This is a genomic window from Leisingera sp. XS_AS12 (genome assembly GCF_041224635.1).
GTDB lineage: Bacteria > Pseudomonadota > Alphaproteobacteria > Rhodobacterales > Rhodobacteraceae > Leisingera.
On sequence record NZ_JBGFGM010000128.1, the window covers coordinates 412,054 to 427,696 of the forward strand.

Sequence of the window (15,643 nt, forward strand, 5' to 3'; positions counted from 1 at the left end):
CTGCCTATGTTCAAGGGTATGAAACGCATTGCCCTTGCCCTTGCCCTCACCCTTTGCGCCCCGGCCTCCTGGGCCGCAGAGAAGCTGAGCCTGAATGAGATCTCGCGCTATCTGAACGGGATCACCACGGCCACGACCTCGTTTACCCAGATCAACGATGACGGCAGCCTGTCCACCGGCAAGCTGTACATACATCGCCCCGGGCGGATGCGGTTCGAATATGATGGCAAAGCAGGCGGCACCGTCATTGCCGGCGCCGGCGCCGTGGTCATCAAGGACCCCAAGTCGAACCAGCCACCGGAGACCTATCCGCTGAAGCGGACGCCGCTGTCGATCATTCTGGCACGTCAGGTCAACCTGGGACGGGCCAACATGGTTGTGGGGCACGGGTTTGACGGCACGTCCACGGTGGTTCGCGCGCAGGATCCGGAGAACCCCGAACACGGCAGTATCGAACTGATGTTCACCAGCAATCCTGTCGAACTGCGCAAATGGGTGCTCCACGACAGCTCCGGCAGCCAGACGACGGTTGTGCTGGGGCCGCTGGAAACCGGAAAGAAGCTGCCGTCGAGACTGTTCAGCACCTCTCCCTGACGGATCGGTCGGTAAGATCGCGACCTTTGCGCCATGTGATGGGCTGACGGGCTACCCCTGTCGGCCTGTCGCAGCGCATGCCTTTGCGAAACAATGGGCTAGGCCGGCACGATGGGCGAAACCATGAACGCGCCCGCGCAGCGCCTTGGCGCAGTGCAGGGCCTTTGGGGAATAATTCTTGCAGAAATTTGACCTCTCAGGCGGGATTGCCCCCGCCTGAGATGGTGTTTTTCTTGCGGCCGGTCAGCGGAACTTCCGGCAGGTTGCCAATTGGGCCTGGTACATCTGCGCGCGCGCCTCGGCCTGTGCTGCGACGCGCATCAGCCAGGATTTGGCGTGGTAGCTGCCGCGGGCAAATCCACTGTGCCCCTCGTGGTAGGCGAGGTATTGGTTGCGCGCATCGTATAGGGCGATGCCATTCCGCTCGTAGCTCTTGCGCATGTACCAACCCATGAAGTCGGTGGCGTCGCTGATGCGGTCGCGCTTGGCCCGACGGTTTCCGGTTTCGCGCCGGTAATCGTCCCAGGTGCCGTCCAGAGCCTGGCTGTAGCCATAGGCGCTGGACTGACGGCCCACCGGGATCACCCCCAGCACATATTGATGCGGTGTACGTGCATCGCCGCGGAAACGGCTCTCGTGGTAGATCGTCGCCATCTGCACATGTACCGGCACGCCCCAGCGCTTCTGGGTCTTGCGGAATGCTTTCAGGTATTCGGGGCGCTGTTGGATAATGCTGCACGCATTGTCCAGGTTGCGCGGTGGCGTATTGTACCCGCCTCCACAAGACGCAACAGCCAAGAGGAGGATAAGGGCGCTGATAAGTCTGCTCATGACCTCTGCCCGTGATTTGTGCCTGTGATCTTCTTTTGGTGCAGTCTAGCGGATCGCGGTTGCGGGGGAAATCACATTTCCAGCACCAGCCCGAGCAAAAGTGGCAGCAATAGTGCCGCCATCAGGGTGGAGACCACCACCAGCCCGGCCACCGCCTGCGAGTCCGCCTTGAATTTCTCGGCCAGCAGATAGGCGGTCACGGCAACCGGAGTGGCCAGCTGCAGGATCAGCACGCCCGCGGCGGTCCCGTCGAGGCCGAAGGCCACCGCCAGCCCCCAGCCGGTCGCGGCGCTGACCACGAATTTGACCAGGGAAAGCGCCACCGCGGTGCCCGTGCGCCCCGGGGTTAGCCGGGCCACCGCGGTGCCCAAGGTGATCAGCATAAGCGGCACGGCCATCTGCCCGACCAAGGACAGCGTGTTGGTCAGGAAAGGCGGTGTCTGCCAGTCCTGCCACAGGAATAGCCCGCCAAGCAGTGTTGCCCAGACCATCGGTTCGCGGATCGCCTTGCTGCCTGCGCTGTGACCCGCCACGAGGTAGATACCATAGGTAAATGACAGGATCGCCGAGACCGCCAGCATCACCACCGCATAGCCCAGCCCCGCGTCGCCGAAAGCAAACAGCGACAGTGGAATACCGATGTTGCCGGTGTTGCCGAAAATGAAGGGTGCCAGAAAGGTTTGGCGATCCAGCCCGGCGCTGCGGCAGAGGATTTCGCCCGCCACCGCCAGAATGCCATGGCCGAGCAGCGCGGCCAGCATGAAATGGCCCAGGGCCGCCTTGTCCAGACTGGTTTGCATCAAGGCGGTGAAGATCAGACAGGGCACCGCCAGGGTCATGGCGAGGCGGGTCACGAAATCGGTGCGATACTCGAATCCCAGCTTCACCCAGGTAAAGCCGACAAGCGCGAGCAGAAAGACGGGCGCTGTTATTTCCAGCACTGTCAAGGCGAGGTTCACAGTCTGTTTCCCTGAAAATTTATGTCAACTGTTGGACAATTGCCCTGTGGGCGCGCTATTTACTATGTACAAAGGCAGACATGACCATGATGAGAACACGCGCAAAATACAATCTCGGGCAGGTCGTCCGCCATCGCAAGCACCCGTTTCGTGGCGTTGTGTTTGATGTCGACCCGGAATTTGCCAACACCGAAGAATGGTACGAGGCAATCCCCGAGGACAGCCGCCCGGTCAAGGATCAACCGTTCTACCACCTGTTGGCGGAGAACGATCAGACCTATTACGTCGCCTATGTCTCGGAACAGAATCTGGTGGCCGATTATTCGGGGGAGCCGGTCGGTCATCCGGACGTGCCAGAGATGTTCGGAAATTTCGATGGCGCCGCCTATGCGCTGCATTACCCGCTGAACTGACAGGCCCCTTTGTGCACCTGGTGGCGGACCGTGACCCGGCCCGCCTTCCTTGTCGAGGCAAAGGCGATGATGCGCGGCTCAATACCCCAGCGCACAGCCATCCTTGCGCGGGTCGCTGCCGCCAATCAGCACGCCTGAGGCATCGATGCGGATGGCCTGCGCCCCTCCCAAGGGGGTGTCAGGCACGTCGATCTTGTGACCGAGATCCGCCAATGCCTGGCGCACCGCGGCATCATATCCGCGTTCCACCTTCAACACCCCACCGTCGGCAAAACAGCGCGGCGCATCGATGGCCGATTGCAGCTCCATGCCGAAATCGCTGAGGTTGCTGACAAGCCGCGCATGGCCTGTGGGCTGATAGCCGCCGCCCATCACGCCGAAAGGCATGATCACGTCGCCGCCCTGCTTCAGCATTGCCGGAATGATCGTGTGCATGGGCCGCTTGCCTGGCGCCAATTCGTTCGGATGGTCCTCTTCCAGGCTGAAACCTGCGCCCCGGTTTTGCAGCAGAATGCCGAATTTCTCGGATGCGATGCCCGAGCCGAAGCCATGGAAGATCGAGTAGATCAGCGAGACCGCCATCCGGTCGCGGTCGACGACTGTGATGTAGACGGTGTCCTTGTGGATGGCCTCGCTCAGCGGTGCGGCAGCGGGCATCGCGCGTTTGGTGTCGATCAGTGCGGCGAGACCGGCGGCCGTTTCCGGCGCCAGCATATGCGCGAGCCGCGTGGTATGGTCCGGGTCTGCCAGGAAACGGTTGCGCGCATCATAGGCCAGCTTGGCCGCTTCGGCCTCGATATGCGCGCGTTCTGCACCCAGCGGGTCCATCGCGGCAATGTCGAAATGCTTCAGGATGTTCAGCAGCAGCAGCGCGGTGGCTCCCTGTCCGTTTGGGGGATGCTCCGACAGCTCATACCCCTGGTAGCTGCCGTCCACGGGTTCCGTGGCAAACGCGCGCGCCGCAGCAAAATCTTCCGCGGCATGCACGCCGCCATGTGCTTGTAGCGTGGCGATCATGTCCTCCGCGACCTCGCCGCGGTAGAACCCGTCCCGCCCATCGCGGGCAATGCGGCGCAGCACCTCCGCCTGTCCCGGCGCGCGGAACAGCTCGCCCGTTTTCAGCGGATTGCAATCCTTCAGGTAATGGCGTCGCGCTGCGCCTTGCAGTGCGGCGGCGTCTTTCTTCCAGTCAAAGGCGGTTCGCGCGGCGACCGGAACTCCCTCCTCGGCATAGTGAATGGCCGGTTGCAAAAGCGCGTCCAGCCCGAGTTTCCCCTCGCGTTCGGCCAGCTGACAAAAGGCGTCTATCGCGCATGGGATGGTCACCGCATCTGCGCTGCGCAGCGGTATCGTCGTAAGACCACGGTTGCGCAACGCTGCCGCATTTGCGGCTGCCGGCGCACAACCGGATCCGTTCAGCCCCCGTACCGGCTCGCCGGGGCGGGACTGCAGTACAAAACAGTCGCCACCGATGCCGGTCATCTGAGGTTCGCAGATCCCCAGCAGAACGGCTCCCGCGATTGCAGCATCCATCGCGTTGCCGCCGCGTTTGAGAATGTCCACTGCGACTCCCGCCGCCAGCGGATGTGATGTCGCGCACATGCCGTTTGTGGCAATCACGGCGGACCGGCCGGGATAGTGGAAATCGCGCATGAACCTGCTCCTCGCTGTTGTTGCGCGGAGCCTATGGCCACCGTGATCGAAGCTCAAGCTGTCACGAAAAGGTCGCAGCAGATGTCGGAAGGGCGGTGTTCTGAACGGAAAGAGGGGTCACGCGGTCATGTGCACGGCAGCGCCAGACTTTGCACGAGAGGGCGCAACGCGTGGCGTCTGGGCATAATGCCAACAGGAAAAGACCCGCTGGGCAACCCGGTCAGAGGTGGCCGCGGCGCAACGGGGAGGTGTGCGAGGCTTAGGCGTCGGCCGACTGTCCCGTCACCTGGATTTCAAAGCAAAGGGACAGGTTGTTGTTTCCGTCGGTTCGCTCGTATTGCACTTGGCTGGCCAACTCGCGAATTAGGAACCAGCCAAAGCCGCCTTCGGGCAGATCTTCGATCGGCACATCCACGTCAGCTGGTCGACCTTCAGGCAGGATACCGGCCTGAAAGGGCGCCCCGGCGTCCTGGATACTGATCCACAGGCGTTCGGGATGCAGCTCACCCCGAATTCGTACATCACCGGGCGCGCTTCCGGCATAGGCGTGTTCGACCACGTTGTTCACGGCCTCGGTCAGGGCGATCTGAACTTCGTCAACACGCGGACCTGGCACTCCGAGGGAGCGCAGCTCCTCCACGACTGAAGTTATCCCCGACCGGGCATCCAGATTCGTGGCTGTGAACGAGCAGGCAAATGTTTTTACCATCAATATCTCGCTTTGCGCGTCCTGCGCGGTCGGTGTCAGGAGTTGGCGTCTGCCGGGGCGGTCGCGTCGCTGAGCGATGCGTAGAGGTCGAAAATCGTGTCCATGCGGGTCAGCCGGAACACCTTCTCGACCATGGGGGTCAGCCCGGCAAGGTCCAGCTTGCGACCGCTTCCCAGTTGCTTCATCGCTGCGACGATAGCGCCCAGACCACTGGAATCAATGAATTGCACTTCGGACAGATCCAGGATGACACGGTCAGGCCCGCTCTCGGTCTCGGTGCGCATGTCCTCCTTGAATTGGATGGCCATGGCGGCGTCAATGCGCTCGGCATTGACTTTGACGATTTGGGCACCGTCCGTCATGGTGGTTGTCAGGCTCATGGTATTCCCCTGGTTCTTGTGTGTCTCAACAGCACTCTAGACTGCAAAGCTTACTATTCTGTAGGTGTTGTTCCGAAACTTGGAGGAAAATTGCATGAAAGATGTTGTTATTGCCGGTGCCGCCCGGACGCCGATGGGCGGTTTTCAGGGCATGTATGACGGTGTGACGGCGTCGGAGCTCGGCGGCGCGGCCATCAAGGCGGCACTGGAAGGGGCTGGTACCCGCACCGTGGACGAGGTGTTGATGGGCTGCGTGCTGCCTGCCGGGCAGGGCCAGGCCCCCGCCCGCCAGGCCGGTTTTGCAGCAGGGCTGGGCGAGGAGGTGCCGGCCACGACGCTGAACAAGATGTGCGGCTCGGGCATGAAGGCGGCGATGATCGCCTTTGACCAGATTGCCTTGGGCCAGGCGGAGACCATGGTGGCAGGCGGCATGGAAAGCATGACCAACGCCCCCTACGTGCTGCCCAAGATGCGGGGCGGGGCGCGTCTCGGCCATGGTCAGGTGATCGATCACATGTTCCTCGACGGGCTGGAAGATGCCTATGACAAGGGACGCCTGATGGGTACTTTCGCCGAGGACTGTGCCGAGAAATACCAGTTCACCCGCGAGGCACAGGATGAATACGCGTTGAAGTCGCTGTCCAACGCGCTGGACGCGCAGCAGCGCGGCGCCTTCGACGGCGAGATCACGCCGGTGACGGTAAAGACCCGCAAGGGCGACGTGGTGACCGACGCTGACGAACAGCCCAAATCAGCGCGCCCCGAGAAGATCCCGACCCTGAAACCGGCCTTCCGCAAGGATGGCACGGTGACCGCGGCCAATGCGTCCTCGATTTCCGATGGCGCGGCGGCGCTTGTGCTCGCCTCTTCCGATGCCGCGAAGGCGCAGGGTCTGAATGTGCGTGCGCGTATCCTCGGCCACGCCAGCCACGCCCAGGCGCCGGGCTGGTTCACCACCGCGCCGGTGCCCGCGGCGCAGAAGCTGCTGAAATCCATCGGCTGGAGCGTCGAGGATGTCGACCTGTGGGAAGTGAATGAGGCTTTTGCCGTGGTGCCGATGGCCTTCATGCATGAAATGGGCATCTCCCGCGACAAAGTGAATGTGAATGGCGGTGCCTGTGCCTTGGGCCACCCGATCGGCGCCTCCGGTGCACGGATCATGGTCACCTTGCTGAACGCGCTGGAAAAACGTGGGCTGAAACGCGGTGTGGCTGCGATCTGCATCGGTGGCGGCGAAGGCACGGCCATCGCGATCGAGCGGGTCTGACCAGCCGCACAGAGCAATTGACCGCAAGACCAGGAGGGGGCAGACAGCCCCCTCTGTTACGTTTCAGGAGAACAGCCCATGCGCGCCGACTATGACACCCTGGCCAAGACCATCGCGTCGCTGACCGAAGGCGAGACCGATGAAGTGGCGCTGATGGCCACGCTCGCTTGCGAGGTGCATCACGCCGATTCCCGCTTTGACTGGACGGGGTTCTACCGCGTCGTTGCTCCGGAACTGCTGAAGATCGGCCCGTATCAGGGTGGGCACGGGTGCCTGCAGATTCCGTTCTCCCGGGGCGTTTGCGGTGCCGCTGCCCGCACCGGCGAGGTTCAGCTGGTGGCCGATGTCGATGCCTTCCCGGGGCATATCGCCTGCGCATCCACGACTCGCTCGGAGCTGGTCCTGCCCGTTTGGAACGGGCAGGGGGCGTTGATCGGCGTTTTTGACATCGACAGCGATCAACCCGACGCCTTTACCCAGGAAGATGCCGATCAGCTGACAGCGATCCTGGCGCAGGTGTTCGGTCGGCTCTGACGGCACCTGGGCCCGGTAGAATCCAGGTTTCCGCCGACCCGCAGCAAAATCTCTGACCAGATAGAAGCCTCCCGGCGCCAGCGAGTGCCGGGAGGTTTTCTGCATTTGGGAACGTGCGTGAAAAAATGCTTTGAAATTTCATGCCCGCAGGCCATGATGAAATTCGAGACGATTTTTTCACGAGATTCGGAGCGAGATGGTGAACGAACAGGTGCGGGCCGGAGCGACATTGGGGGCGGATATTCGCGCATTGCGCAAAGCGCGCGGGCTGACGCTTGTGCAGATCGCGGCGCGGCTCAATCGCTCCGTCGGCTGGTTCAGCCAGGTTGAGCGCGACCTGTCGGAACCGTCGATCTCTGATTTGCGGCAGATCGCGCAGGCGCTGGGCGTGCCGATGTCGATGCTGTTCGCCCACTCCGAGGCACCCGCGGCCGAGCATGGTTATGTGGTGCGGGCGGGCAGTCGCCGCCCGATGGGATCGGGTGAGGAAGGGCTGATCGAGGAACTGCTGTCGCCGGATCTGACCGATGATTTCGAGATGGTGCATTCCACCTTTCGTCCCCGCTCGCGCATGCAGACACCGGCGAACCGGCCAACGCAGGAGGTGGGCTACATGATCTCGGGGCAACTGGACCTGGTGATCGGCGGTCGTGCCTTCACAGTTGGTCCGGGCGACAGTTTCCGCATCCGGCACGAACCCTACCAATGGGTCAACCCGTACGATGAACCGGCTGTGGCGGTCTGGGTGATCGCGCCGCCGGTCTACTGACACCGAATTCGAAAAAGAACAGCGGCGGCAGCGCCGCAACAGGACTGACAGACAAGAACAGGGAGCAATCATGTCCGATTTTCCAAGCAAGGCCCGTGTGGTCATCATCGGCGGCGGCGTCGTGGGCTGCTCATCACTCTACCATCTGGCCAAGAAGGGCTGGAGCGATTGCGTGCTTCTGGAAAAGAACGAGCTGACGGCAGGCTCGACCTGGCACGCGGCGGGCAACGTGCCGACCTTCTCCACCTCCTGGTCGATCATGAACATGCAGCGCTACTCGACCGAGCTGTATGCCCGCCTCGGCGAGGAAGTGGACTACCCGATGAACTATCACCAGACCGGCTCGATCCGGCTGGCGCATAGCGAGGAGCGGATGCAGGAGTTCGAGCGCGCCTGCTCCATGGGCCGCTACCAGGGCATCGGCATGGAGATCTGGACGCCGGAACAGGCCAAGGAGCGCTACCCGTTTTTGGAGATCCACGACCTGAAAGGTGTGCTGTGGGATCCTTCCGACGGCGACATCGACCCGGCGCAGGTGACCCAGGCCTTGACCAAGGGCGCGCGCGACATGGGGGCAAAGATCCTGCGCTTCTGCCCGGCAACCGGGGTGACGCAGCAGCCGGACAAGACCTGGATCGTACACACCGAGAAGGGCGACATCGCCTGCGACTACGTGGTGAACGCCGCCGGCTACTACGCGCAGCGCGTGGGCGAGTGGTTCAAAACCTATGGCGGTCGCACCCTGCCGATGATGGTGATGAGCCATCAATACCTGCTGACCGAACAGATCCCCGAGATCGAGGCGCACAGCAAGCAGACCGGCAAGAAGCTGCCGCTGATCCGCGACGTCGACGTCTCCTATTACCTGCGCCAGGAGAAGAACGGCTACAACCTCGGCCCCTATGAGCCGAACTGCCGCGGCCATTGGATGACACCGGATGATCAGATGCCCGAGGACTTCTCGTTCCAGCTCTGGTCCGATGATCTCGACCGGATCGAAGACATCGTTGCCGACGCGATGGAGCGGGTGCCGCTGATGCAGACCACCGGTGTCTCCAGCGTCATCAACGGGCCGATCCCCTATGCGCCGGACGGGCTGCCGCTGTTGGGGCCGATGCCGGGCGTGGACAACGCGTTCGAGGCTTGCGTGTTCACCTTTGGCATCGCTCAGGGCGGCGGCGCCGGTAAGGTGCTGGCGGAATGGATCGTGGACGGGCGGACCGAATGGGACATGTGGGCCGTCGATCCGCGTCGCTACACCGATTACACCGATCAGGACTACTGCAACCAAAAGGGCATGGAGGTCTACGGCAACGAATACGCCATGCACTTCCCCCGCCACGAATGGCCGGCCGCGCGCAACAAGAAGGTCAGCCAGGTGCATGAGCGCATTGTTGAGCTGGGGGGCCAGATGGGCGTCTACAACGGCTGGGAGCGCGCCAACTGGTTTGCGAAAGCAGGCGACGACACCTCGGAGGAGGCAACCCAGACCTGGGGCCGCGCCGGGCCGTGGCAGCCGCGCATCCGCGAGGAGTGTGAGGCGGTGCGCGATGGCGTCGGCGTGCTGGACCTGCCGGGGTTCTCGCGTTTCAACCTCTCGGGTCCCGGTGCGGCCGAAGCCCTGCGCGGGCTGATCGCGGGCGGTCTGCCCAAGGTCGGGCGGATGAACCTGATCTATATCGCCGATGATCGGGGGCGTATCCTGACGGAGATGTCCTGCCTGCGCCACGAGGAGGACTTTTTCACCCTGATCACCGCAGGTGCCGCGCAATGGCATGACTTTGACCTTCTGCGCAAATCGCTTCCCGAGAGCCTGAGCCTGACCGACCACACGGCGGATTTCGCCACCATGATCGTCACCGGCCCCAAATCGCGCGAGTTGTTTCAGGCAATCGGCACCGAGGCCGACCTGTCGCTGCCCTGGCTGTCGCACCAGCCTGCCACCGTCGCGGGCCACCCTTGTGCGCTGGCGCGGGTGTCCTTTGCAGGCGAACTGGGCTGGGAGGTGCATTGCGCCAATGAGCACCAGCCGGAAATTTATGAGGCGATCCTTTCGGCGGGGGCCAAACCCTTTGGCATGTATGCGCTGAACAGCTTGCGGATCGAGAAGGGCTACCGCGCGTGGAAGGGCGATCTCAGCACGGATTATTCGCTGCTGGAAGGGGGGCTGGCCCGGTTTGTCAAACTGGACAAACCTCAGGACTTCCCGGGCAAGGCGGCCTTGCTGCGGGAGCATCAGGAGGGGGTGAAGAAAGCGTTCGTTACCCTGATCGTTGAGGCTGGCGACGCCGATGCCCCTTATATGTCCTGCATCTGGAAGGACGGCGAAATCATCGGCGAAACCACAAGCGGCGACTGGGGCTATCGCGTGAATGCTTCCATCGCCTTGGGAATGATACGTGCCGATCTGGCCGTGCCCGGCACTGAGGTCGAGGTGGAGATCTATGGCCGGAAATATCCCGCCGTGGTGCAGGAGGATCAGCCGCTGTGGGATCCCGACAACAGCCGTCTGCGGGCCTGAGGCCGCGACCGCACATGCGCAAAGAGGTGGCTGAACGTACACAGCAGCAGGCCAGATCCGGGGAAACCCGGATCTGGCGATTTGATATCATCCTGTGCGAAGGTTTCGTGCTGACGGAGTTTTCCGCTCTGGTCGAAGTGCTGCGTATCGCCAACCGGGTGCTGGCGCAGCCGCCTTTTGTCTGGACCTTGCGCTCTGCCGCAGGCGGTCAGGTCGGCTGTCGTGCCGGGCTGCGCGCCGATACCGAACCGTTGCCAAAGCGCGCGGATGCCGACTTTGCCTTCTTCCTCGGCAATTCGGACCCGGATCATCCGGGGCTTGCCGACGCACGGGCGATTTCCAGCTACACGAGCCGCGGAGCCAAGGTCTACCTGCTGGCCGAGGCCGCGGCGCGCTATATCCGCGATCAGGGCGGAGGCGGCGGGCGATTGACCACCCACTGGGAGAATTCCACGCTTTTGCGGGAACGGCTTGGGCTGTCCGATGCCAGTCATGCACTGGCCAGCGAGGATGGGCAGCTGGTCACATGCGCGGGGATGAATGCAACATTGGACGTGGTGCTGGCTCTGGTCGGGCGGCTGACCTCGGCGGCCGCGCAGGTGGCGGTGAGCGACATCCTGCTGCACGAGCGGGTGCGCGATCTTGGCTCCCTGCAGCCCTTCGCCGGGGTGCGGCCGACGGTGACCGGCGACCGCGATCTGGATCACTGCATCCGCGTGATGCAGGACAACATCGAAGAACCGGTGCCGATCAGTGACCTGGTGGCGCAATTGGACATCTCCACCCGCTCGCTGGAACGCAAGTTCCGCAGCTACCTGGGCACCACGCCGAACGGCTTTTACCGCGAGATGCGCCTGTCGCGCGCCAATAACCTGCTGCTCAACACCAGCATGAGCGTGCGGGAAATCGGCTTCGCTTGCGGCTTTCCGAACGGATTTTCCACGCTTTACCGGCAGGTCTTCGGAATCACCCCGCTGACCCTGCGCAAGCGCCGCCGACCGAGCAGTGCGACCGGATCGAAAAACGAAGGTGCCGCTGAATAGCCGGGGCAGGCTGACGTTTATGATACATTTTTCGCCGCCTTGCCGTGGTAATCCTAGCTGACTGCAACCCGGAGCGATGAAATGAGCGATCTTCCCAATTCGGCCCGCGTGGTCATCATCGGCGGCGGCGTGATCGGCTGCTCGGTAGCCTATCACCTGACCAAGCTTGGCTGGCGGGACGTGGTGCTGCTGGAGCGCAAGCAGCTGACATCCGGCACCACCTGGCATGCCGCCGGGCTGATCGCGCAGCTGCGCGCCACCGCCAACATGACCAAGCTCGCGAAATACAGCCAGGAGCTCTACGGCGCGCTGGAGGCGGAGACCGGCGTTGCCACCGGCTTCAAGCGTTGCGGCTCGATCACCGTGGCCCTCACCGAGGAGCGCAAGGAAGAGATCTTCCGCCAGGCCGCCATGGCCCGCGCCTTCGGGGTAGAGGTGGAGGAAATCTCTCCGGCCGAGGTGAAAGAGAAATACGAGCATCTCAATATCGATGACGTGACCGCCGGCGTCTGGCTGCCCAAGGACGGGCAGGGCGATCCGGCCAATATCGCGCTGGCGCTGGCCAAGGGCGCCCGCCAGCGCGGCGCGGTGGTGAAAGAGCGTATCAAGGTGACCGGCATCGCCAAACAAGGCCGCCGTGTCACCGGCGTCGACTGGGTCAGCGACGACGGCCAGTCGCAGGGCCACATCCAAGCCGACATGGTGGTGAACTGCGCCGGCATGTGGGGCCACGAGGTCGGCCGCATGGCGGGCGTCAACGTGCCGCTGCACGCCTGCGAGCATTTCTACATCGTGACCGAGGGCATCACGGGCCTCACCCAGATGCCGGTTTTGCGGGTGCCGGACGAATGCGCCTACTACAAGGAAGACGCTGGCAAGATCCTTCTGGGTGCGTTCGAACCCAACGCCAAGCCCTGGGCGATGAACGGCATCCCCGACAGTTTCGAGTTCGACCAGCTGCCCGAGGACTTCGACCACTTTGAACCCATCCTTGAGGCCGCTTGCAACCGCATGCCGATGCTGGCGGAAGCGGGCATCCACACCTTCTTCAACGGCCCCGAAAGCTTCACCCCGGATGACGCCTACCACCTTGGCCTCGCGCCCGAGATGGACAATGTCTGGGTCGCGGCGGGTTTCAACTCCATCGGCATCCAGTCCGCGGGCGGCGCCGGCATGGCGCTGGCGCAGTGGATGGAGGACGGCCAGAAGCCCTTCGACCTCGGCGATGTCGATATCTCCCGGATGCAGCCATTCCAGGGCAACAGGCACTACCTCTATGAGCGCTCCAAGGAGACCTTGGGTCTGCTTTACGCCGACCACTTCCCCTACCGCCAGAAAGCCACCGCCCGCGGCGTCCGCCGCACACCCTTCCACCACCACCTGAAGGAACAGGGCGCGGTGTTCGGCGAACTGGCAGGCTGGGAGCGCGCCAATTGGTTCGCAAATGAGGGGCAGGAGCGCGAATACCGCTACAGCTGGAAGCGCCAGAACTGGTTCGAGAACTCCGCCGCCGAACACCGCGCCGTGCGCGAAAACGTCGGCATGTACGACATGTCCTCCTTCGGCAAGATCCGCGTCGAAGGCCCCGACGCCGAAGCCTTCCTGAATTACATCTGCGGCGCGAACCTTTCGGTGCCCGTGGGCAAGATCACCTACACACAGTTCCTCAACCCCCGCGGCGGGATTGAGGCGGACGTGACCGTAACCCGCCTGTCGGAGACCGCCTATCTCGTGGTCACCCCCGCCGCCACGCGGCTTACCGACCAGACCTGGATGCTGCGCCATGTGGGCGACCGCCGCGTAGTGATTACCGATGTGACCGCGGGCGAGGGTGTGCTCGCCGTGATGGGCCCGAATGCGCGCAAGCTGTTGCAGAAAGTCTCCCCCAACGACTTCTCCAACGACACCAACCCCTTCGGCACCGCGCAGGAGATCGAGTTGGGCATGGGCCTCGCCCGTGTGCATCGCGTCACCTACGTGGGCGAGCTCGGCTGGGAGGTCTACGTCAGCGCCGATATGGCAGGCCACGCGTTTGAAACCCTGTGGGAAGCGGGGCAGGACATCGGGCTTAAGCTGTGCGGCATGCACATGATGGACAGCTGCCGGATCGAGAAGGGCTTCCGCCACTTCGGCCATGACATCACCTGCGAGGATCACGTGATCGATGCCGGGCTTGGCTTCGCGGTGAAGACGGACAAGGACGACTTCATCGGCAAGGCCGCTGTGCTGGAGCGCAAGGAAAGCGGACCGAAAACCCGGTTGCTGCAATTCAAGCTCACCGATGCCGAGCCGCTGCTGTTCCACAATGAGCCGATCCTCCGCGACGGGCAATATGTCGGCTACCTCAGCTCAGGCAATTATGGGCACACGCTGGGGGCCGCCATCGGCCTGGGCTACGTGCCCTGCGCAGGCGAAAGTGCGGCGGATGTGCTCGGCTCGACCTATGAAATCGACGTCTGCGGCGTGCGTGTGCCCGCTGAAGTCTCGCTGGAGCCGATGTATGACCCGAAGTCCGAGCGTGTGAAGCTGTGAGGCGCAGCCCTGCCGTCGCCCCAGGCGGTGGCAGGGCTGCGGTCGCTGTGGCCGCATTGCGGGTTCTGTTGCAACGAATCCTCTGGTTTCGGAAGCTGCCCGCGCGCGGCCTCTTGACCCCGCCTGAAATCCCTTGGAGAAATCCATAAAAAGCCTTGTATGGCAGGGGTAAACCGCTAGGTTGCTTGTCCCGGCTACTGACAGGGCCAGACGAAGAGGATTTGGGACATGAAGATCAGCATCGAACGCGGCACGCTTCTCAAGGCCGTCGCGCAGGCGCAGTCGGTGGTGGAACGCCGCAATACCATTCCGATTCTGGCGAACGTGCTGATCGAGGCCGAGGGCGACAGCGTCCAGTTCCGCGCCACCGACCTGGACATCGAGGTGGTCGACAAGGCCCCCGCCCAGATTGAGCGCGCCGGCGCCACCACCGTGGCCGCGACCACCTTGCACGAGATCGTGCGCAAGCTGCCGGATGGCGCGCTGGTCACGCTGAGCGCCGATGCCGCCACCGGCCGCCTGACGGTCGAGGCCGGGCGCTCCAACTTCTCGCTGGCGACGCTGCCGCGCGAGGATTTCCCGGTGATGGCCTCCTCGGAGTATCACTCCAACTTCTCGGCCAAGGCGGCGGTGCTGCGGCGCCTGTTCGACAAGTCGAAATTCGCCATCTCCACCGAGGAGACCCGTTATTATCTGAACGGTGTCTACCTGCATGTGTCCAATGCTGCCGAAGGCGGCAAGGCGCTGCGTGCCGTGGCCACCGATGGTCACCGTCTGGCCCGTATCGATGCCGAGCTGCCGCTGGGCGCCGAGGACATGCCCGGCGTGATCGTGCCGCGCAAGACCGTCGGCGAATTGCGCAAGCTGCTCGATGACGACGACATGGATATTGCGGTGTCGGTCTCGGAAACCAAGGTGCGCTTTGCCACCCCGAACATCACCCTGACCTCGAAGGTGATCGATGGCACCTTCCCGGACTACACCCGGGTGATTCCCGCGGGCAACACCCGCCGTCTCGAGGTGGACGCGGCTGAATTCGCGCAGGCCGTGGACCGGGTTGCCACGGTGTCTTCCGAGCGTTCTCGCGCGGTGAAGCTGCAGCTGGAGGAAGACCGCCTGATCCTGTCGGTGAACGCCCCTGACAGCGGTGCCGCCGAGGAAGAACTGGCGGTGGCCTACAGCGATGAACGGCTGGAAATCGGCTTCAACGCCAAGTACCTGCTGGAGATCGCCAACCAGGTGGACCGCGAAAACGCCGTGTTCATGTTCAACTCTTCCGGCGATCCGACCCTGATGCGCGAAGGCAACGACGAAAGCGCCGTCTACGTCGTGATGCCGATGCGGGTCTGACGCGCCTGACCGCGCGGCCTTCCCTCCCGGCGGCGGATCCGCCTGCCAGGCGGTCGGACACGAGTATTTTTGGAAAGATGAAAAGGGA

14 protein-coding genes are annotated in these 15,643 nt (G+C 63.2%); 9 read left to right on the forward strand and 5 right to left on the reverse strand.

The features are described from left to right. The first annotated feature begins 18 nt into the window (after positions 1 to 18). Entirely contained in the window at positions 19 to 594 is a 576-nt protein-coding gene (locus AB9K35_RS24010) for an outer membrane lipoprotein carrier protein LolA (protein ID WP_369930033.1), read from the forward strand. Positions 595 to 837: 243 nt separating this feature from the next. On the opposite strand, the gene AB9K35_RS24015 is transcribed toward AB9K35_RS24010, so the two are convergent. Continuing rightward, entirely contained in the window at positions 838 to 1,425 is a 588-nt protein-coding gene (locus tag AB9K35_RS24015; RefSeq protein ID WP_369930035.1) for a lytic transglycosylase, read from the reverse strand. 71 nt (positions 1,426 to 1,496) lie between these two features. Further along, positions 1,497 to 2,384: an AEC family transporter gene (locus AB9K35_RS24020; RefSeq protein WP_369930037.1), complete on the reverse strand. Its 888-nt coding sequence runs from the start codon at positions 2,382 to 2,384 to the stop codon at positions 1,497 to 1,499. An 86-nt stretch (positions 2,385 to 2,470) separates the two neighbouring features. Here AB9K35_RS24020 and hspQ point away from each other — a divergent pair, with 86 nt between their 5' ends. Then, positions 2,471 to 2,797, forward strand: a complete 327-nt coding sequence (hspQ, locus tag AB9K35_RS24025) for a heat shock protein HspQ (protein WP_369930039.1) — start codon at positions 2,471 to 2,473, stop codon at positions 2,795 to 2,797. Positions 2,798 to 2,875: 78 nt separating this feature from the next. Here the strand turns inward: hspQ and AB9K35_RS24030 are convergent, their stop codons facing one another. The 3 genes from AB9K35_RS24030 to AB9K35_RS24040 all read right to left on the reverse strand — a co-directional run bounded on the left by AB9K35_RS24030 (position 2,876) and on the right by AB9K35_RS24040 (position 5,539). Next, complete coding sequence (locus tag AB9K35_RS24030) at positions 2,876 to 4,450, reverse strand: gamma-glutamyltransferase family protein (RefSeq protein WP_369930041.1); 1,575 nt, start codon at positions 4,448 to 4,450, stop codon at positions 2,876 to 2,878. A gap of 259 nt (positions 4,451 to 4,709) precedes the next feature. Next, positions 4,710 to 5,159: an ATP-binding protein gene (locus AB9K35_RS24035; RefSeq protein ID WP_369930044.1), complete on the reverse strand. Its 450-nt coding sequence runs from the start codon at positions 5,157 to 5,159 to the stop codon at positions 4,710 to 4,712. Between the two features lie 35 nt (positions 5,160 to 5,194). Further along, complete coding sequence (locus AB9K35_RS24040) at positions 5,195 to 5,539, reverse strand: STAS domain-containing protein (protein ID WP_222454590.1); 345 nt, start codon at positions 5,537 to 5,539, stop codon at positions 5,195 to 5,197. Positions 5,540 to 5,633: 94 nt separating this feature from the next. On the opposite strand from AB9K35_RS24040, the gene AB9K35_RS24045 reads away from it, so the two are divergent. The 7 genes from AB9K35_RS24045 (at position 5,634) to dnaN (ending at position 15,555) form a co-directional block, all read left to right on the forward strand. Then, a complete protein-coding gene (locus tag AB9K35_RS24045) occupies positions 5,634 to 6,806 on the forward strand; it encodes an acetyl-CoA C-acyltransferase (protein WP_369930047.1) in 1,173 nt (390 codons plus the stop codon). Between the two features lie 78 nt (positions 6,807 to 6,884). Then, on the forward strand, positions 6,885 to 7,340 hold the full coding sequence (locus AB9K35_RS24050; protein WP_369930048.1) for a GAF domain-containing protein: 456 nt from the start codon (positions 6,885 to 6,887) through the stop codon (positions 7,338 to 7,340). A gap of 196 nt (positions 7,341 to 7,536) precedes the next feature. After that, a complete protein-coding gene (locus AB9K35_RS24055; RefSeq protein WP_369930050.1) occupies positions 7,537 to 8,109 on the forward strand; it encodes a helix-turn-helix domain-containing protein in 573 nt (190 codons plus the stop codon). 70 nt (positions 8,110 to 8,179) lie between these two features. Next, positions 8,180 to 10,630, forward strand: a complete 2,451-nt coding sequence (locus AB9K35_RS24060; protein WP_369930052.1) for an FAD-dependent oxidoreductase — start codon at positions 8,180 to 8,182, stop codon at positions 10,628 to 10,630. 26 nt (positions 10,631 to 10,656) lie between these two features. Next, positions 10,657 to 11,673 (forward strand): GlxA family transcriptional regulator, encoded by a 1,017-nt coding sequence (locus AB9K35_RS24065; RefSeq protein WP_369930054.1) that lies wholly within the window; start codon positions 10,657 to 10,659, stop codon positions 11,671 to 11,673. An 81-nt stretch (positions 11,674 to 11,754) separates the two neighbouring features. Then, positions 11,755 to 14,205 (forward strand): FAD-dependent oxidoreductase, encoded by a 2,451-nt coding sequence (locus AB9K35_RS24070; protein ID WP_369930056.1) that lies wholly within the window; start codon positions 11,755 to 11,757, stop codon positions 14,203 to 14,205. Positions 14,206 to 14,433: 228 nt separating this feature from the next. Beyond that, positions 14,434 to 15,555, forward strand: a complete 1,122-nt coding sequence (gene dnaN / locus AB9K35_RS24075; RefSeq protein WP_369930058.1) for a DNA polymerase III subunit beta — start codon at positions 14,434 to 14,436, stop codon at positions 15,553 to 15,555. The last annotated feature ends 88 nt before the right edge of the window (positions 15,556 to 15,643 follow it).